The following is a 19,966-nucleotide window of genomic DNA, read 5'->3' as shown; positions in this document are numbered from 1 at the left end:
CAACGCGACGTGCGGCCAACGGCGCTAGAAGAACGGCCTATCCGAACCAACGGCAGGTCCGTTGCGAATGGATGCTGGCCCTGAATGCTGAGCGAGGCAGAGTCAGGCCTGTCAGCCTGATCTACTGAGGTGAGCGATGAATTCGAATAACTCCTTCTTTCGCAAGATGGTCTATCTGCTGGTGCTGATGATGATCGCCGTGCCGATCGTCTGGCTCGGCCGGCCGTCCAGCCCTGGCGATCAAGGGGGAAAGCTGGCCCAGCAGCGGACCGAAGCTCGCCTCGGCCAAGCCGATCTCGGCGCCATCGACCCGGCGAGCGAAACGATTCGGCTTGCGACGCTGGGCCTCCGCGGCATCGCGGTGACGATGCTCTGGAACGCCGCGAACAACTACAAGAAAACTGAAGACTGGACCGCCTTTCAATCGACGCTCGAACAGCTCGCTCGGCTGCAGCCGTACTTCGTGAAGGTCTGGCAGTACCAGGCGTGGAATCTCTCGTACAACGTCTCGGTGGAACTCGACAACGTTCGTGACCGCTTCTATTACGTGAAGCAGGGGATTGAGTACCTGATGGACGGCATCGGGTACAACCGCGACCATCCCCGTCTGCTCGACGATCTCGGCTGGTTCACCGGCAACAAGGTGGGCCGCGCCGACGAACACGAGATTTACCGCAAGCTCTACAAGCTCGACGAAGATCTCAATCCGAACGACGATCCGACGCTCCGCGACAACTGGCTGGCGTCGAAGCATTGGTACGAACAGGCGGTCGACGCGGTCGATCAGAAGGGCCAGTCCCTGTCGACGATGAATCCGACGACGTTTTTCGACTCGCCCGCGCGATCGCAGATCAGCTACGCCGAGGCGATCGAGGAGGAGGGGATCTTCGGCGAGACCGCCAAGCGGGCTTGGCGCGAGGGGGCTCGATTGTGGAAGGAATACGGCGAACGCGAGATGAAGTCGACCGATGATTTCATGATTCGCCTCGTCGACGAGAACAAGTGGAAGCTCGAATCGGCGCGGCTGCGCAACGAGCTCGACGCTCTCGATCCCGGCATCGAAGCGAAGATGAAGGAAGAGGCTCAAGGCCAGCTGACTGCCGACCAGCGCCGCGTCTGGGAATCGCTCCCCGCCACGCCCACGCCCGACGAGCAAAAGTGGCACAGCGAGGCAATGGCGACCATGGACGTCTCGGTGGCGAAAATCGCCGCCCGAATTGCGAAAGACCATCCCGAGAACGCCGCAAAGGCCCAGAGCCTCGCGACGCGGATCGACGAAGCAAACCGCCGCGCCAATCTGATTGGCAGCAATCGCGACGTCGCCAACTACGAGTACTGGCGAATTCGCTGCAATCTGGAACAGACGTCCGAGGCGCTGAAGGCCCGTGACTTGGCTCATCAGGCCGAAAACCGTTTTGCCGAAGGCGATCCCGAAGGGGCCATGGGCCTCTACGAGCAAAGCTTCGTCGAATGGGGCAAATCGCTCGACCAGTTCCCCGAGATGCCGCGCGACTCGACCACCGGCGGCGATTTGATGGAGTTCATCGAAGACTACGCCGCCGTGCTGGAGCAGCTCGACTTGAGCCTCGAGGATGAAGAGGTCGCCAATCGCTTCGCGCTATGGGAATTACTCGAGATCAACGACCAGCAACGGAAGTTTGCCGGCGCGATCGAGGCCCACAAGGCCCGTCAGGCGGGAATGCCCGTGCCGAAGCGCGAGGAGTCGGAGTCGAATTCGTTGATCAATCCTGCGGAAGCGGTGCCGCAGTGATGGGCGGCCGCTGCTAGTTTTTGCGGGTTGAAAACTTGCCCCCAAGCGCACGGAGCGGCGGCTTGAGCGATACCTGGCGCCACGCGGGGGGATGGTTGGGACGTTGGGCGCCGGTACTCGCCGTCGGCGGCGGCATGATCGCCGCCGGGCCGCCTGACGGGCTGTCGGCCAACGGCTGGTGGTTCGCCGCCGTCTTTTCGGCCACGATTGTCGGCTTCCTCTCCCGACCACTGCCGATGGGGCCAATGGTGCTCGTGGGGCTCGTGACGCTGCTTTTGGCCGGCGCCTACGGTCACGGCTCCCAGGCGGTCGAAGGCATGCTCAGCGGCTACTCCGACGCCACCGTCTGGTTGGTCTCCGCCGCGTTCTTACTCTCCGGGACGGTGGTGCGCACCGGTTTCGGCCGCCGCATTGCGCTACTGCTGATTCGCTCGCTCGGTCGCACGACGCTGGGGCTCGGGTACGCGATCGCCGGATCCGAATTGATCTTGGGACCCATCATTCCGTCCAACACCGCGCGCGGCGGAGCCGTGATGGCGCCAATCGTCAACGCCTTGACCCTGGCCCTGGGCGCCTCGCCATACGCTGAGCGCCGCCCGACTGGCGGCTACCTGATGCTATGCGGCGCGCACGCCAACTTGATTGCCGCGGCGATGTTCTTCACCGGCATGGCGGCCAATCCACAACTGGGCGTGATGGCGCGAGACGTGTTCGATCTGCGCTGGGACTGGGCGAGCTGGTTCCGGGGAAGTTGGCCCATGGGGCTCATCAGCTTCGGCCTGTTGCCGCTTGTCCTTTACAAGCTCCACCCGCCCGATCTCACGCACTCTCCGGCGGCGCGCGAGGAAGCGATCAACGAACTACGCGAGATGGGCCCATGGAATGGCCGGCAAATCACTGTCGGCCTGCTGCTGCTCGCCATGGTGGTCGCCTGGGCGCTGGAGCCGTGGCATGGCGTTTACTCGGCGGGGATCGCACTGACCGGGATCGCGGCGATCCTCATCCTTAAGCTCGACCGCTGGCAAGACATGACCGGCGATCGCGCGGCGTGGGACGCCCTGATGTGGCTGGGGGGGCTCGTCGGCGTCGCCAAATATCTCAAAAGCGAGGGCGTCATCGCCTGGTTCGCCGACCTCATGAAGGAGCAGGTCGTCGGCCTACACGGCGTGGTGGCAGCCGTGGCGCTCGCGCTGATTTACTTCTTCTCGATGTACGCATTTTCGATGCTCACCGGTCACATCGTGGCGATGGGGGCTGCTTTTTTCGTCGTCGCCCAGGCAGCCGGCAGCCCACCGCTGCTCGTCGTGGCGCTGATCTCGTACTTCTCGAACCTGTGCGGTTGCCTGACCAACTATTCGACCGGCCCCGTGGTGATTTACTCGGGGTTTGATTTCGTGACGACCAGGCGGTGGTTCGCCGTCGGCTTCGGCGTGGCGCTGTTCCATCTTGTCGTCTGGCTGGGCGTCGGCTTGCCGTACTGGAAGCTGCTGGGCTGGTGGTGAGTGCCACTGGAGGCCGGGGAAAAATCAAGCGTCGCACGACGTCGCCGAAGCTTTCCAGCGTCCAATTGTGCGCGATTTACGGATTCGGCCGGCAGGCGGGTCCAGCGGGCCATCCCCAATTCGGTCCGAACGCGGTTATAATCGAAGCATCTCCCCGGCCCACCGCCCAAGGTGCTCTTCATGCCGCGTCCCGCCGTTGAACTGTTGCGCCTCTCCATGCTGGCGCTCGCGTACGCGATTCTGACTCCGAGCGAGTGGGCGGTGGCCGACGCTGTCGCTCCGGTAGCGACCGAAATCAGCTACCAGCGCGACGTCCTGCCGTTGCTCCGCGCCCATTGTCAGGGCTGCCATCAACCGGCGCGAACGGAAGGGGGCGTCGACCTCACCTCGCGTACCGGTTTGTTCGGCGCCGGTGAGAGCGGCGCCATGGTGGTCACGCCGGGGCAAGTCGACGCCAGCGAGTTGCTGGCCCAAATCACGCCGGACGATTCGGGGGCCGCCGCTATGCCGAAGGATGGCAAGCCGCTGCACGCCGACCAGATCGCGCTGCTCCGCCGCTGGGTCGCCGACGGCGCGAAGATCGACGTCGAGCACGATCGTCCCCGCTTTAGTGCAGAACATCCGCCGACGTACTCCAAGCCCGCTACGATCACGGCGCTCGACGTTTCGCCTGATGGCGCGTTGATCGCGATCTCCGGCGTTAACGAAACGCTGCTCCTCGACGCGGCCGCGGCGGCGAGCGGCGAGCGGCTCGTCGTGCGCCGTCTGATTGGCATGGCTTCGCGCATTGAATCGCTGCGATTCTCGCCCGACGGCAAGCGGCTGGCGGTGGTCGGCGGATTGCCGGGCGAACTGGGCGAGTTGCAAATCTGGGACGTCGCCAGCGGCGAGTTGCTCCTCTCGCGCAACGCCACGGCCGAAACGTTGAGCGGCGTCGCGTGGACTCCTGACGGCCAGTCGATCGCCTTCGGCGGCGCCGATTCGAATCTCCGCGTCGTGCAGGCCAGCGACGGCGCCCAGTTGACCGAGCAGGGAGCCCACTCCGATTGGGTCCTCGACACGGTCTTCTCGGTCGACGGAAAGTACGTCGTCAGCGGGTCGCGCGATCAAACGCTCAAGCTGACCGAAGTCGGTTCGGGCCGATTCATCGACAACATCACCAACATCTCGCCCGGCGTCCCGGGCGGCCCGATCTTTGCGATCGCCCGTCATCCGCAGCGCGATCTGGTGGCGTCCGGCGGCGGCGAGGGGATCCCGCGCACCTACATGATGCATCGCGTCGTCGACCGCAAGATCGGCGACGACAGCAACCTCGTACGCGCTTATCCGGCGATGCCGGGACGGATCTTCGCCTTGGCGTTCAGTCCCGACGGCACGCGGCTCGCCGCGGCCAGCAGCGACGTCGGCAAGGGGCATGTGCAGCTGTTCAACGTCCCCGACGCCTTTCTGCCGCCGGACGATGTGAAGTTGATTCAAGGGAAGACTATCGATCAGCGATCGGCCGAGGAGCGCGCCCGCATCGAGGCCTACAATCGCGAAGGCGCCGACGTCGTCTCGACCGCCGCCGGCGATTTGCCGCCTGTTTACGCCCTGGCCTTCAGCGCGGATGGCAAATCACTAGTGACTGGCGGCGCCGATGGCGTCGTGCGGCTGTTCGATCCGGCCGATGGTAAGGAGTTGGCGCAAGTCCAGGCCTTTGAGTTGACGACGCCGAGCGGCGACGCAGCAGCGACGGCACCCGTCGCCAGCGCGTCGCCCGCCCAGCCGCCGGTCGAATTCCTCACCGACGTGATGCCGGTTCTCGGCAAGCTCGGCTGCAATGCCGGCACCTGCCACGGGTCGCGGGAAGGGCAGAACGGTTTTCAGCTGTCGCTGCGCGGCTACAACCCGCTCGGCGATCACCGCGCGCTAACTGACGATCTCGCCGCCCGGCGCATCAATCTAGCCAGTCCGGAGCAAAGCCTCATGCTGCTCAAGGCCATCGGCATGGTCCCGCATGGCGGCAATGCCGTGACCGAGGTCGGCTCGCGGCGCTACGAGATCATGCGTCGTTGGATCGCCGAAGGCGCCCGCTTCAATCCCGACGCGCCGCGCGTCGTCTCGATCACGCTCGCCCCGCAGAACCCGGTCGTCGACGCCGAAGGGCAAACGATCGCGATGCAGGTCCTCGCCCGCTACTCCGATGGCAGCGAGCGCGACGTCACCGAGGACGCCTTCGTCGACAGCGGCGAGCTAGAAATTGCCTCGGCCGACAAGACCGGCCGCGTCACCGCCATCCGCCGCGGCGAGGCGCCGCTGCTGGCCCGCTACGAGGGCGCGTACGCCGCGACCACGCTCACGGTCATGGGTGATCGCGAGGGCTTCGAAAGTACGCCGCAGCCCGTGTACAACGAAATCGACGCGCTCGTCGACGCCAAGCTGGCCCGCATGAAGATCGCCGCCAGCGGGCTGTGCACCGACGAAGAGTTCTTGCGCCGCGTCCACCTCGATCTCACCGGATTGCCGCCGACCGCAGATCAAGTGCGCGCCTTCCTCGCTAACCCGAGCGAGAGCCGGGTCAAGCGAGCCGCGGTCATCGATCAGTTGATTGGCAGCGAAGATTACATCGAGCATTGGACCAATCGCTGGGCCGATCTGCTGATGGTCAACGGCAAGTTTCTCGGCAGCGAAGGCGCCGCCGGTTATCGCCAATGGATTCGCAAAGCCATCGCCGAGAACCGGCCGTACGATCAATTCGTCCGCGAGATCTTCACGGCGACGGGCTCCAATCACGAGCATCCCGCCGCTTCGTACTTCAAGGCGCTCCGTAAGCCCGACCTGATGGCCGAGACGTCGACGCAGGTCTTTTTGGGCGTACGGTTTAACTGCAACAAGTGCCACGACCACCCATTCGAGAAGTGGACCCAAGACAACTATTACGGCTGGGCGGCGTTCTTTGCCGACGTGAAGCTGGAGAAGGATCCAGCCAGCGGCGACCGCACCGTGGCCGGGTCGGCCGTCGAAGCGGCGCAGCCCCTGTTCGAGACGGTCACCGACGTCCCCGGCGGCACGATGGTCCACCTCCGCACCAGCCAGCCGGCGCCGGCAAAGTTTCCCTTTGAGGTGAGCACCGGCGTTTCCGAGAACGAGCGCGCGAGCCAGACGCTACGGCAGCAGGCCGCCGCCTGGGTCGCCTCGGCGCAGAATCCCTACTTCGCCCGCAGCTACGTGAACCGAGTTTGGGCGCATCTCTTAGGCGTCGGACTCATCGAGCCGATCGACGACATTCGCGCCGGCAACCCTCCCACGAACCCCGAACTGCTCGACAAGCTGACGGAAGAATTCATCGCGAGCAAATTCGATGTGCGGCACTTGATTCGCACGATTTGCAACTCACGGACCTACCAGCTCTCGCACGAGACCAACCGCTGGAACGCCGACGACGCGCGAAATTACTCGCACGCCCTGCCCCGCCGACTGCCGGCCGAGGCGCTCTACGATGCGGTCTATCGCGTCGTCGGATCGACCTCGCAACTTCCGGGCGTTCCTCCCGGCACCCGCGCAGCGGCGCTGCCCGATTCAATGATCGAGCTGGAAAGCGGGCTCCTCTCGAAGCTCGGCCGCCCGGCGCGCGAAAGCGGCTGCGAGTGCGAACGTTCAAGCGAATTGCAGCTCGGCCCGGTGATGGCGCTGCTGAACGGCCCGACGTTCGCCGCGGCAATCGACGACCCGCAGAGCGAGCTTGCCAAGCTCGAAGCAAGCACCCCCGACAACGGCGCGCTGGTCGACGAAGTCTTTTTGCGAGTGCTCAATCGGGCGCCCTCCGCCGAGGAGCGCGCCGCCGGCGTCGAGATGCTCGCCGCGCCGGGTGACGAAGGGGCGACCCTTGCCGCCGCCGTCGCCGCGCGGGCGGCCGCGCTCGAACCTGGTTTCGACGCCTGGCGCGAGGCGAACCGACCCGTCGCTTGGCGCACGCTCGCGCCGCTCGCCGCCAGCGCAAGCATGGGGGCTGATTTGGCCGTGCAGGAAGATGGCTCGCTGGTCTCGACAGGCGCCACGGGGCAAGGGAGTTACACGCTCACCTTCGAAGCGCCGCTCACGGAGATTCGCTCGTTGCGCTTGGAGGCGCTCGCCGACGACCGTTACCCGGCGCGGGGTCCCGGCCGCGCGGACGACGGCAACTTCGTCGTCAATGAAATCCGCGCGTTCGTCGCCGAGGCCGGCGCTCCCGAGGAACGACGCCGCGTGAAGATTCGCGAAGCCGAAGCCGACTTCAGCCAGGGGGGTTACGACGTCGCCGGCGCGATTGACGGCCAGCCCGAAACCGGCTGGGCCGTCGCCACGGAGTTTGGCCGCGATCACGCGGCGATTTTCCGACTGGCACGTCCCGTCAAGGCCGACGCGGGGACGAGACTCATCGTGGAAATCGATCAACAGTTCCAGACCGGTAACCATCTGCTCGGCAAGTTCCGCCTCGCGGCGACCGACGCCGAGCCCCCGCTGGCGCGGCCCGATCACCCGCCGCAATGGCGGCCGCTGCTCTCAGCGCGAGCGTTGAGCGCCGCAGAACGAGCGCAGCTGCTGGGCTACTATTATTCGCGCGACGCCGAGTACCAGTCGCTCCAGCAGGCGGCCACGCTATTGGAGAATCCGCGTCGAGCGGCCGTCCAGGATCTCGCTTGGGCGCTCATCAACAGCCCAGCCTTCCTGTTCAATCACTAGGCGAGGCTCGGCGCGCCGAAGACTGTCGCACATGCGCGCGAGGGCGAGCCAAACCGCATCGCGCCCACTGCTGCGTAGGCTCGGCGCGCCGCCAGCAGGTTCGTCTTCATGGCCGGCATAACCGTTACGGTTTGCCAGGTTCTAAATCAGCAGCCGTTCGCCGCCCGATGAGAACCTGGCAGGCGCCGTGCACTCGTGCCGCGGCGTCGCTGCAAACGCCTGCGCCCGCCGAGCGTGTTCCCGCCTGCGCCCCGCCAACGTTCCCCGCCGTCAACGCCCATGTCCCACTGCTCGCCAGCGTGTCGCCGCGCTTGTCGCTTTGAGCGGATGGAGACGCGGCGGTTGCTCGCGGCCGACCTGGCGCCGCCGCTGCTGGAGCAACCTGCCGGCGAGGTGATGATTCCCGACGGCGACTTCTATCTGCCGGGGAGCATCTCAGGCCGAGTGTTCGCGACGAGCGCCGCCGACGGCGTCTACCAGACGGGCGATGTGGGCATCGCGGGAGTTCGCGTCGAGTTGCTAGCTAGCGACGGACGCCTCCTGGCCGAGGTCTTCACCGACGTCTTCGGGCGGTACGACTTCCCGGCGTTGGAACCAGGAGAATACGCCATCCGCGAGACGCAGCCGAGCGGGTTCGACGACGGTCCCGACTGGCTCGGGACGGGCGGCGGTTGGGCGGCAGCCAACGACCTCCTCAGTGAAATCGTCGTCATGCCAGGCGCCGATCTCACTGGCTTTGATTTCGCGGAACGAGTCGCGGTCACATCTCCTGGCTCGCAGGAAACGCCGCCGACCACTCCCGGCACGGAACCGACGCCCCAGCCCACGCCGATGCCGATCGAAGAGCCGGCAAGCAACACGCCGCTCGCGGGGTTCGTACCGCTGCCGGCCGTGGAATGGCGCCGCTCCGCAGCCACCGCGGTGGAAGACGCCGTCGTCGAGTCGGCCGATGCCGCGCCGCTGGAGTTGGCGCCGCTGACGCCGCGTCGCCCCGAGCGACTCTCTGGCAGCGGCGGGCAGCCCACGGCAAAGGCCAAGATCGACATCGACGCCGCCATCTCCGAGGGATACGAAGTCCTCGCGGCGTTCTTTGCGACGTTCCGCGGCGCCGAAGCGGCCGCCGACCCCGCAGCGGCTAGCGTCGAAGCTCCTCCCGCCCAGCCGGTCGCGGCGGAGGTATCCCGCAACGAGGCGCGCGAGCGGGCCTTTGAAGCCGATGCACCGCTCCCCATGGCCGAGGCCCCGACCAAGCCAACGGTCCCCACGGCCGAGCCGCAACGCCGCGTCGACTCGTCGCACCAACTGGCCGGCAAACCGGCCGCGTAAGTCCAGGCAACGTCGCGCATCGCGCTCGTCAACGCCGACGGCTACCTGCCAGTTTGGCGGATCGCGACGGCCGTTTCCACGCCGGCGCTCGCTACCGTCGCCAATCTGGCAGGGTTCGCTATTTCGCACAGTCTCGCCTAACTCTTGCTGCACTAGCACCTTACGTTGCGGCTGACGTTTGGCGCCTCGCTTGCATCCTCGATTGCCGCCAGCGGAGAGTCCGAGCTTCGGCAGCGTTCCATGCCGTTTACTGACGCTGGAACATGCCGCCGCGGGGCGAATCCCAACGATTCGTCGCTTCGCGACGTCGGGCCCCTCCCCCAGAGGTGGTCGATCCGTCACACTGATGGGCTGCGCCGGGCCCCGCGACGGTCCGCTGGCGCCAAGTCAACCGTATCCATCCCCGCATCGCGGCCAGCCGCGGCCGCTGCGGGAAGTTCGCACACAGGCATTTCACACACGCATCGGAGGTTCGTTTCTCATGGCAACCGCCACCAAGAAGAAGGCCAAGGTCACGCTGCAACCCCTCGGCGACAAGGTCGTCGTCGAACGCGAAGAATCGCAGACCAAGACCGCCGGCGGCATCGTGCTGCCCGATTCGGCCAAGGACAAGCCGAGCCGCGGCACCATCATCGCCATCGGCACCGGCAAGCTGCTGGACGACGGCACCCGCGGCAGCCTCCAAGTGAAAAAGGGCGACCGCGTCCTCTTCACCAGCTACGCCCCGGAAACGATCACCATCGACGACGAGGAGTTTCTCCTCATGAGCGAGAGCGACATTCTCGCCGTCATCGAGTAGTTGCGTCGGATGTCAGTTGTCAGTGGTCCGTGGTCAGTTGCTAAATGCAGATTGACCACATCCTGCCTTAGCAACTGACAACTGACTACTGACAACTGACGCTCCCAATACACCAAGCCGCGCACCCGCGGCCAACAACTTAACCCAACACATCACCGGAGCCACCCATGGCCAAAATGATCGCCTTCGACCAGGAAGCGCGCGACGCGATGCGTCGCGGCGTCCAGAAGCTTGCCCGCGCCGTTAAGATCACGCTCGGTCCCAAGGGCCGCAACGTCATCCTGCAAAAGTCCTTCGGCTCGCCCACCGTCACCAAGGACGGCGTCAGCGTTGCAAAGGAAATTGAACTGGAAGACGCCTACGAAAACATGGGCGCCCAGATGGTCAAGGAAGTCGCCAGCAAGACGAGCGACGTCGCGGGCGACGGCACCACCACCGCCACCGTGCTCGCCGAAGCGATCTTCAACGAAGGCCTCCGCGCCGTCGTCGCCGGCGTCAACCCGGTCCAGATGAAGCAAGGCATCGAGAAAGCGGTCGAGGACATCACCGCCGAACTCAAGAAGATGTCGATCAAGATCAAGTCCTCGCAAGAGATGGCTCAGGTCGGCACCGTCGCCAGCAACGGCGACCACGAAATCGGCAAGATGCTCGCCGCTGCCATGGAGAAGGTCGGCAAGGACGGCGTCATCACCGTCGACGAAGGCAAGTCGCTTGCCACCGAAGTCGAGTGGGTTGAAGGCATGCAGTTCGACCGCGGCTACCTCAGCCCCTACTTCGTCTCGAATCCCACCAGCATGACCTGCGAACTGGACGACGCGTACGTCCTGGTTCACGAAAAGAAGATCTCGAGCGTCAAGGACCTCGTCCCGGTCCTCGAAGCCGTCGTCAACGCCGGCAAGCCGCTCCTGATCGTCGCTGAAGACGTCGACGGCGAGGCCCTCGCCACGCTGGTCATCAACAAGCTCCGCGGCACGTTCAACGTCGTCGCCGTGAAGGCCCCCGGCTTCGGCGATCGTCGAAAGGCGATGCTCGAAGACATCGCCGTCCTCACCGGCGGCCAGGCCATTTTTGATGACCTCGGCATCAAGCTCGAATCGATCGGCCTGGCCGAACTCGGCCGCGCCAAGAAGGTGATCGTCGACAAGGACAACACCACGATCATCGAGGGCGCCGGCAAGAGCGGCGACATCAAGGGTCGCATCGACCAGATCCGTCGCGAGATCGAAAACACCACCAGCGACTACGATCGTGAGAAGCTCGAAGAGCGTCTCGCGAAGCTCGCCGGCGGCGTGGCCAAGGTCAACGTCGGCGCCGCGACCGAAAGCGAAATGAAGGAGAAGAAGGCCCGCGTCGAAGACGCCCTCCACGCCACCCGCGCGGCGGTCGAAGAAGGGATCCTCCCCGGCGGCGGCGTCGCCCTCCTGCGTGCCAGCAGCAAGGTGAAGGCCGAGGGCCTTAGCCACGACCAAGAGGTCGGCTACCGCATCGTCACCCGCGCCTGCCGCGCCCCGCTCACCGCGATCGCGAGCAACGCCGGCCAAGACGGCGGCATCGTCTGCGAGAAGGTGATCGCCTCCAAGGGGAACGAAGGCTACAACGCCGCGACCGACGTCTACGAAGACCTGGTCAAGGCCGGCGTCATCGACCCCACGAAGGTGACCCGCACCGCGCTGCAAAACGCCTCGAGCGTCGCGACGCTGCTGCTCACCTCCGACGCCCTCATCGCCGAAGCCCCGAAAAAGGGCGGCAAGGCGACCGCGAGCGCGCCGGGTATGGATGACATGTATTAAGAGAATTGGGCGTTGCGAGACGCTCGACAATCTGAAACGACTTAGCCCCCGGTCAATGACCGGGGGCTATTTTTTTGACTGCAGTGAAGCGAACCTGAATCCTTAAGAGATGTCTATACTTTCCTGTGAATTCGGAGAGCCAACCATTCGCCAATGGGTATGAAAGCATGACAAATGATCATCCACTCAATCTTGAAATGTGGGCCATTCCTAATGGCCCACAAATGAAGAGATACATTGAGGGGCTGACAAACAAAAGCAAGAAGGCCGCTGACGGAGTGCGGTTCCCGAGCGCGAGAGTTTGGGTAAAGTCAAAGGCGATCTCGCCAGTCGTCCTTTACTGCTACCTGAAGGCGCGATTTGGAGTTCCGCTCGGCTTTTCAATGATGCTACGACACCCTTCTACTGAAAATCTAATCCAATGGCATTTCACAATCGCTGCTGGACCACACATGATCGACGTGATGGCGCGCAACGATCGGATTGAATTCTGGGTGCGAGCCGATGTGGCAATAAGCGACCGTGACTGGATTGAATTTGAGTCAAGACTTCAACAAGAATTTGAGCGATATCGCGAGCCAATCAATACTGTTAAGTCGCTACTTGAACACTGGGTGCTGTTCGTAAACCCCTATCGACGCCTGAACATGATGGTTGAGATTCTCCGGCGGCGGATCACTTCAACGGAGCTCGTTGCACCACCAAGCCACATAACTGAAGCTGAATCAACTCATGAAATGATATTAGCGCTAAGTCGTGCAAGGGAGACTTTTGTTGAGCAGATGTTCAAATCTCAAGTCGATTGTCTAAGCTTGCGAATGATCGCGCCCGTAATGGCTGAATCCTTTGTTAACATGCTCATCTTCTTGCTCGCCCGTCCGGAAATCAAACAGGACAAGCGCCTTTACGACAACGCGATACGATCACAAATAGATGTTCGCGTAAAATCACTGAGTATTACCTGCGACGGATTCTCAGTTCCAATAGATGGCGGGCGTAAGGAATTCAAAGATTTCTGCCGGATGATGGATAAGAGAAACGACTTATACGCGTTCTAATTTGAAGTAGCGCGATCGAGGTGAGTGGCGGCACAGACGGTTTTCATGAGTTCGGCGTCGAGAGCCACTTTCGTCCAGGCGTCGACGGCGGCTTGTTCGAGGGCGTCGTAATTGTCGTAGGCTCGGTTGCTCCAGCAGTGGCTCTTGAGATAGTGCCATAAATTCTCGATCGGATTGAGTTCGGGACTGTAGGCCGGCAGCGTGACGACGGTGACGTTGTCGGGAACGCGGAGTTGGCGGCTGATGTGAAAGCCGGCCCCGTCCCACAGCATCACGGCATGTTCGCCTGAGGGAATCGTCCGAGCGAACTGGGCGAGGAACTCATTGACGATCTTCGCATTGAGCTGCGGGCTGAGCAGCCCTTCGGCATGCCCCGTCTCGGGGCAGACCGCTCCCAGCACCCAGAGATATTCATACTCGGTCTGACGAATGGCCGTCGGCCGCGACCCGGTCCTGGCCCAGACGTTCGTGGTCGTTCCTTGTTGGCCGAACCGCGATTCGTCCTGGAAGTAGATCCGCAGACGTTTGGTCGGATACGCCGCGGCAATCGCTTGCACGCGTTCTGGCCACTGACGGAGGAACTCCGTTTGCTTTTCGGGGTCCGCCTTGCGATGCCGCGGCCGAGGGCGGAGGTACGAGTAGCCTAACCGGTGTAGCAAGTGATACACGCCGGCCAAAGAGCGGAGCAGATGGAACTCCTGCGCCAGAATCCGCTGCACGTCCTTGCCGCGCAGCGAGCAGACGTCGTCTTCCGCCGTGGGGCCAGCGTCGAGACGCTGACGAACTTCGTCCTGTTGTTGGGGCGTCAGCGGCAAACGCTCTTCGCGGCCGCGTCGATCGTTGAGGCCCGCCAGGCCTTGTTCGTTGTAGCGACGCACCCATCGCTGGCAGATGCGGCGACTCAGGCCCACGGCCATCGCCACGGCTGGAGCCGTCCATCCCTCCTGCGCCAGAATCACAATCCGCAGACGTTTGGCGCGGTCGGCGTCCTTCTCGACGCGTTCCAGACGCTTGAGTTCCGCCTGAGGCAAATGGCCCTTCACCTCCATCGCAACCTCTCAAAAAGGGGATTGCGATAGCATGATGGATAAACTGGGCGGGCGCAAGAGGAGGCGCGCTACTTCAAATTAGAACGCGTATTACTTCACGGGAATGTGGAGCCGCAGAAGCTTGTGTTTGATGAGGTGTATTTTGACCAGCGAACCATTCCACTTTTTGAGACCGATTACGGATTGTTTCATCGGCTTATAAGTCAATCCAATCGATATATTGAGCCACGCGAGGCAATTGCAGATTCTGAGGTAGCGATTGGCTTTACTAAGTACATACTGAGCTGCTTAAAACAAGAATGCAGAGAGTCCGTCGAGCAACTTATGAACAATTCCCATCCTGGCTGGAACAAGCAAACTCAGCGCCCAGGAGTGCTGTTCTCCGATGTGATAATTGAAGGCATGCCAGTTTTCGGTGAAATGGATGACATCGAACCCGAGGCTGATGCGATGCTTGGCCTCGCTTAGGAATTATTCTTCATCGCACCTGTGGACGTTGCCAATTGTGAATTTGGTATGCGACGTCGACCAACCACCGCTCAAACAACTCCCACCCCGCCATCCCATCGCCGCCGCAGCCCTAACCTCCTCTGGCGCTCCGCACACGCCCCTCCCCCCGCCGCGCCCCACGGTGTCGGGAGCCTTTTGCCACTGGCGGCGTTCTACCCAGCGCCATCTCCCCAGTGGCAAAAGGCTCCCGACACCCTCTCGCAGTGGAACCAATCGCCAGGGCCGCCGGCGTTCCGCCAATCCTGAAATAGAGCCGCGAGGGGCTCGGCGACGTGGAATCTTGGCGGACAGGCGATACACTGTCGCCTAAGACCAACCCCCTCCATCTGCAGAGAGCCGATGAACTCCCTCCAAAAAACGGCGCTGATCGGCAGCAGCGTGTCGCTCGTCGCACTCGCCGTCTCGCTGTCGCTGCCGTGGCTACTGGGGCCTGGCGTCTCGTGGGAAGAGGCCAGCTATGGCTATCTCCCCGCGGGCGTCGCCTTGATCGGGTTTCAGTTGATGTCATTCCTCACGGCAGGGAAGTCAAACGCCGCGGCCGAACCGGCGGCTGAAGCCTCCAATCGACGCGCCATCGGAAACGTGCTGGCCATCGGACTGATCATCGGCGGACTGGTGGGGGCCGGGTTTTCGGCCACGATGGCGTACGAATGCCGACAAATTGGTCCAGATATCGATCGGAGCATCCCGGTGCTTGACCAAGAGATCAAGCGTCTGCAAGCGGAAGTCACGCCGGACGATCCCGATCAACCGAATGCCAAGCGCGAAGAGCTGGAGCTCAAGCTGAGGGAGCGTCAGTACATCGACCCGGAAAGTTACTACTCCGACGCTCGCACTTTCAGCTACTTTGCCGCGGGCGGGCTCGCCGCGGTCCTCTTGGGGATCGCGTGGTTCATTCGCTCGTGGCGATTGCGCACTGCTTGATTCCGCAGCCCCGCTTCGACGCCTACCGTCCCCGCCAAGCAACTCTTACCCCGGCGTCCCATCGCCGCCGCAGCCCGAACCTCCGGCGTTCCCTGCGGCAGCACGGCGTGGCGGCGTGCGACGGCGCCGCAACTGGGGCTGCCAGCGACGCGAGGCCAGCGAGGTCGGCCGCGGCGGTTGGGGTAGCTCAACGGGGTCGGGGACCTTTTGCCACTGGAGATTCTCCGCCGCAGGCAATCTCGCCAGTGGCAAAAGGTCCCCGACCCCTTTTCTGATGGGCGCCTGCTACCGCATCGGTTATATTATTGTCCGGTTCTTCGAGTCTCCTGCCAATCTCACCGCAGACACGCCGATGCTCCGCACGACCAGCATCATCGCCTGGATGCTTCTCCTCGCAACGCCCATTGCCTCGGCCCGCGTGATCGACGACTTCACCGTCGGCGGCATCGCCTTGGAAGACCACTACATCAACGGCTACGCGACGGCGTCTCAAACCGATCTTGATCCCGCCCATGTCGCGGGCGGCAGGCGCACATGGCGATACGACGTCGGCAAGATGCACAACGTCACGCCGCCGGAGACCGCCGTCGTCCGCATGGGCGTGACCACGGAGCCGTCGCCCCGCTACTTCTACGACGCCGACGATGGCCTGACGGCGATCAATTTCTCGCTCCTCTACGACGCGGGCGTCGGCAACGGCGTCGGGCCCGGGCTGGCGCTCGACTTCGCGGCCGAGGGGCACAACGCCATCGCCATCGATTTCGAATTTGCGAACTTCGACGACGACAACGGCTACTTCAACGTTGGCTTTCGCGACATCGCGAACACGTTCAACCGCTGGACGCCGATTCCCAACTCGGCGACCCCCTTCCGCATCGTCGCCCCGCTGCGCGACAACTTGAAGTCGGCGACGTCGCCGCTGAAATTAGTCTGGATCGGCACAGGCAATGGCTACATGTTCGGCTCCTACGCGATCTCGCGCATCATCACGGCGAGCACCGCCGACTTCAACGCCGATGGCGTCGTCGATGGCGCCGATTTCCTCGTCTGGCAACGTCACGCCGGTTCGAATGCTCCGGCCAACTCGAACGCCACGGGAGACGCCGATCTTGATGGCGTGGTGGATGCCGACGACCTCACGTTCTGGCGTCTAGCCGCGGAGTCGGCAGGCGCTGGCCTCCAAAGCCTGCCGGAACCTGCAAGCGGCTTGCTGGCGACCGCCGCCATCATCGCCGCCATCATCGCCGCCTCGGCCGTTCGCTCTCGACGCCCGCGACTAGTATCGAAAGCACGTTGACGAAGGCGATGCGCCTCGTCCTGCTCTCATGCCGTGAGACGCCGGCGCCATCCCTGGACCGTCAGGCGTGCCGCTGTTTACCGAGCCCGCGGCGCTGTTCGTCGGCCCTTGCCGGCGCCAACTAACGGGTAGGGTTGCCATATGCGGGGTGGCCAAAAATAGTTGCTGTCGCCGGCCGCTCGTCTTGCTACAGTGGGCGGAAAAGCGGTGCTGCCGACGCGCTTCGCTGGGCCGGAGACGCCGCAGCGCGATGAAGTGCGCGGTCGGGGCCGCGCCACTTACGCGAAGTGATGTCAGCGGCTTGGCAGCAAAAATCTGTGCGAGGGGTCTCTGATGCCGACGCAGCGCGGTGCTACGGCAAGGGCTTGTGGTGGCGAAGGAAATCGGCGTCGGAGACGCCTCCCACAGGTGATTTTTGGGGCAAGCCGTGTGTCGGCCAGTCGTCAGGCGTCGTGCGACGCTGGCGGGGCGCCTCGGCTCGGAGGGTCGCACGGCAACCAACGTCAGGAGCAATTTGTCGCCGAATTATGTCGCGACACAAATGATTTGACGCATCGCTTTACCAACTTAACCCATTATCGGACAACCACTTAGAATTATGTCGCCAAAAACGATGATCGACCTGGATGGCGACGGAATTCGCGCTCGTCCGGCAATGCGCCCGCCGGCCGCGGTCGTCGGGATGCGGCTCGCCGAGGTCGACACGCCGGCGCTGCTGATCGATCTCGACGCTTTCGAGACGAACTTGCGACTCATGCAGCAGGCCATCGCCGGGTACAACGTGCAGCTGCGCCCCCATGCGAAAACGCACAAGTGCCCGACGATCGCGCTGGCCCAAATCGCCCTTGGCGCCGTCGGCGTCTGTTGCCAGAAGGTGAGCGAGGCCGAGGCGCTCGTCGACGGCGGCGTCGGAGACGTGCTGATTTCGAACGAGGTCGTCGGCGCGGCAAAGGTCGCCCGCGTCGCCGCTCTGGCGCAGCGGGCGCGGATTTCGATCTGCGTCGACGACCCCGAACAGGTAGTGGTCCTCGCCGCCGCGATGGCCCAAGCCGACCCTCAGTCGGGACTCGGCGACCAAGCGACGACGCTCGACGTGCTGGTCGAAATCGACGTCGGCGCCAAACGCTGCGGCGTCGCACCGGGCGAACCGGCCGTGCGCTTGGCGCAGCTCGTCAGCCAGCAGCCTCAGCTGCGCTTCGCCGGCTTGCAGGCCTACCAAGGTTCTGCACAGCATCGCCGCACCGTGGACGAGCGTCGCGCCGCGATCGCCGCGGCGGCAGAGCTCGCTGGGCACACGCGCGACCTTCTCCAAGCGGCCGGCATCGAGTGCCCCAAAATCACCGGCGGCGGCACCGGGACGTTCCTGCTGGAAGCGGACAGTGGAATCTACAATGAACTACAGGCGGGGTCGTACGTCTTCATGGACGCCGACTATGCCGCCAACGAATGGGCCGGCTCGGGCCAGCCGGCCTTCCAGCAGAGCCTGTTCGTCTGGACCACCGTGATGAGTCGCACTCCTGGCGTGCGCGCGGTCGTCGACGCCGGGTTGAAATCGTCGAGCGTCGATTCGGGACTGCCCACGCTCGCCGACGAGACGCCGGCCAAGTACGTCAACGTCTCCGATGAACATGGCGTCATCGCCCTCAACGGCGCCCCCGACTACGCGCTCGGACAGAAGCTGAAGCTGATTCCGGGCCACTGCGACCCGACGGTGAACATGCACGACAGCTTCGTCTGCTATCGCGGCGACCGCGTGGAGGCGATTTGGCCGATCACGGCGCGAGGTTGCGCTTGGTAGGAGGCCGCGTCTCGGTTTGAGGAACGACTCGTTTTGACTTTCGAGCCTGTTAGCTCGTTTCACATGAACTTTCAGCACCTGAGGCGACGGAGACCTTTTTCAGCTTGCTGATCGCTCTCACCAGGCAAACTCGCCGCCGATCATTGCGCCGTTGTAGAAGAGGCTGCCGTCGGAGTCGATGACGTTGTCGCTGATTTCCTGCGCTCCGAGCAGCACCGTGTTGCTGGCGAGAGCAATGCCGTCGACCCAGGTGAACTGGTACCCTCCCCGCAGCGCGAAGTGCTTCGTCACTTGGTAGGTCGCCGTCAAGTCGACCTCTCCGACGAACGCGGCGTCATTCGACCAGGCGACTCCTTCAGTAATCTGGGTACCGTCGGTCAGATTCAATCCGTAGAAGTTGCTCGAGGCGCTGTTGCCGTAGACGCCGGCCTTGACGACGCCGTTCATCCGCAGGGGCCCGCCGCGATTCCAGAGCGATACGTCGGCGCCCGTTTGCGCGCCGTAGAGGTGGTTGTTCATGTTGTAGTTTTCTTGAAGCACCGTGGGGCTCGGAAAACCGACGGTGTACTGCAAGTGATCGCTGAGTTCCACGGCGCGAAATCCGGCCAGCCAGGTAATGCGTTGCGTCACGGGGCGGCGCCAGTTGATCTCGGTGCTGTTCAACGTCGACTTGTAGGTCGCGTTTAGGTCGTTCGACGTATTGAAGCTATAGGGCAGGATCTCAAAGTCGCCCGGGTCGCCGTAGGCCCGGGACGAGCTCGAATTCAACACGCCGAAATAGCGCACTTCCCAAGCGTTGCCGGCGGCGGTGCGCCGGATGATCGACACGTCGGGGCCGCCGGCCCAATCGAAGCCGAAGTCGGCCGCGTTGGAAATTGGAAGGTCGCCGACCTGCGTCCGCGCGATGACCCCCGCGTTCGGACGCGAGCGATGCATCACGACCGCTCCGGCGCGGACCGTCCACAATGAGGGGCACCCGCAGCCCAGATCGAGCGCCACTTCGTCGCCGCAATCGACGGCAGAACAGCAGTGGTCGTCAGTGAAGGAGTCGCCGGCCGCGGCCAGTTGCACGCCGTCGTCAAACGTCGCGGCTGGATCGTGGTCGGTGACGAACTGGGGAGCGATTTCCGTTGATTCGGCGTAAGCTAACGCCTCCTCCAACGGCGGCGCGGCCAGCACGACTCCCGCAGCCACGCCAAAGTATCCGACGGCGACAGCACGGAGTAATTTCGACATCGGCCCAACCTGGGGGATGGAAGGTGCGACGCCCACGAAGGCTAGCAGCGTCGGCGGCGGGGTGGAAGGATCGCGAGTCTCGGAAGGGACGAGTCTCGGAAGGGACGACGCACGCGGCAACACACGACGTCGCTTCCCCTACGATCGGCCATCGGCGATGCCGCTCTTGATCGCCATCGACAGGGAGTGGAATCTCACCCGCTAG

13 protein-coding genes are annotated in these 19,966 nt (G+C 63.7%); 11 read left to right on the top strand and 2 right to left on the bottom strand.

The features are described 5' to 3' along the window. Nucleotides 1-136: 136 nt before the first annotated feature. From I41_RS07675 to I41_RS07645, 7 genes are all read left to right on the top strand, one after another. Nucleotides 137-1,771, top strand: a complete 1,635-nt coding sequence (locus I41_RS07675) for a hypothetical protein (RefSeq protein WP_145431991.1) — start codon at nucleotides 137-139, stop codon at nucleotides 1,769-1,771. 62 nt (nucleotides 1,772-1,833) lie between these two features. Then, on the top strand, nucleotides 1,834-3,273 hold the full coding sequence (locus I41_RS07670; RefSeq protein WP_145431990.1) for a DASS family sodium-coupled anion symporter: 1,440 nt from the start codon (nucleotides 1,834-1,836) through the stop codon (nucleotides 3,271-3,273). 180 nt (nucleotides 3,274-3,453) lie between these two features. Further along, nucleotides 3,454-7,974, top strand: coding sequence for a DUF1549 domain-containing protein (locus I41_RS07665; RefSeq protein WP_145431989.1), 4,521 nt, complete (start codon nucleotides 3,454-3,456; stop codon nucleotides 7,972-7,974). 279 nt (nucleotides 7,975-8,253) lie between these two features. Then, nucleotides 8,254-9,300: an SdrD B-like domain-containing protein gene (locus I41_RS07660; protein ID WP_145431988.1), complete on the top strand. Its 1,047-nt coding sequence runs from the start codon at nucleotides 8,254-8,256 to the stop codon at nucleotides 9,298-9,300. Between the two features lie 481 nt (nucleotides 9,301-9,781). Next, nucleotides 9,782-10,099 (top strand): co-chaperone GroES, encoded by a 318-nt coding sequence (locus tag I41_RS07655; RefSeq protein WP_145431987.1) that lies wholly within the window; start codon nucleotides 9,782-9,784, stop codon nucleotides 10,097-10,099. A 167-nt stretch (nucleotides 10,100-10,266) separates the two neighbouring features. Continuing rightward, nucleotides 10,267-11,889, top strand: coding sequence for a chaperonin GroEL (groL, locus tag I41_RS07650; RefSeq protein WP_145431986.1), 1,623 nt, complete (start codon nucleotides 10,267-10,269; stop codon nucleotides 11,887-11,889). Nucleotides 11,890-12,056: 167 nt separating this feature from the next. Next, nucleotides 12,057-12,947 (top strand): hypothetical protein, encoded by an 891-nt coding sequence (locus tag I41_RS07645; protein ID WP_145431985.1) that lies wholly within the window; start codon nucleotides 12,057-12,059, stop codon nucleotides 12,945-12,947. Here the strand turns inward: I41_RS07645 and I41_RS07640 are convergent. Next, nucleotides 12,944-13,996, bottom strand: coding sequence for an IS630 family transposase (locus I41_RS07640; RefSeq protein ID WP_145431984.1), 1,053 nt, complete (start codon nucleotides 13,994-13,996; stop codon nucleotides 12,944-12,946). The two genes, I41_RS07645 and I41_RS07640, sit on opposite strands and share 4 nt — an antisense overlap. Before the next feature lie 105 nt (nucleotides 13,997-14,101). Here I41_RS07640 and I41_RS07635 point away from each other — a divergent pair, with 105 nt between their 5' ends. The 4 genes from I41_RS07635 (at nucleotide 14,102) to I41_RS07620 (ending at nucleotide 18,525) form a co-directional block, all read left to right on the top strand. After that, nucleotides 14,102-14,464 (top strand): hypothetical protein, encoded by a 363-nt coding sequence (locus I41_RS07635; RefSeq protein ID WP_145431983.1) that lies wholly within the window; start codon nucleotides 14,102-14,104, stop codon nucleotides 14,462-14,464. A gap of 381 nt (nucleotides 14,465-14,845) precedes the next feature. Continuing rightward, nucleotides 14,846-15,430: a hypothetical protein gene (locus tag I41_RS07630; RefSeq protein WP_145431982.1), complete on the top strand. Its 585-nt coding sequence runs from the start codon at nucleotides 14,846-14,848 to the stop codon at nucleotides 15,428-15,430. 274 nt (nucleotides 15,431-15,704) lie between these two features. Continuing rightward, nucleotides 15,705-16,727, top strand: a complete 1,023-nt coding sequence (locus I41_RS07625; protein ID WP_145431981.1) for a dockerin type I domain-containing protein — start codon at nucleotides 15,705-15,707, stop codon at nucleotides 16,725-16,727. Nucleotides 16,728-17,325: 598 nt separating this feature from the next. Beyond that, nucleotides 17,326-18,525, top strand: coding sequence for a DSD1 family PLP-dependent enzyme (locus I41_RS07620; RefSeq protein WP_210421125.1), 1,200 nt, complete (start codon nucleotides 17,326-17,328; stop codon nucleotides 18,523-18,525). 117 nt (nucleotides 18,526-18,642) lie between these two features. On the opposite strand, the gene I41_RS07615 is transcribed toward I41_RS07620, so the two are convergent. After that, complete coding sequence (locus I41_RS07615; RefSeq protein ID WP_145431980.1) at nucleotides 18,643-19,761, bottom strand: BBP7 family outer membrane beta-barrel protein; 1,119 nt, start codon at nucleotides 19,759-19,761, stop codon at nucleotides 18,643-18,645. Nucleotides 19,762-19,966: the final 205 nt, after the last annotated feature.

This window comes from Lacipirellula limnantheis (genome assembly GCF_007746075.1).
In the GTDB taxonomy this organism is placed as follows: Bacteria; Planctomycetota; Planctomycetia; order Pirellulales; family Lacipirellulaceae; genus Lacipirellula; species Lacipirellula limnantheis.
The sequence above is the reverse complement of the archived record's forward strand: the minus strand, read 5'-3'. Positions and strand labels throughout refer to the sequence as shown.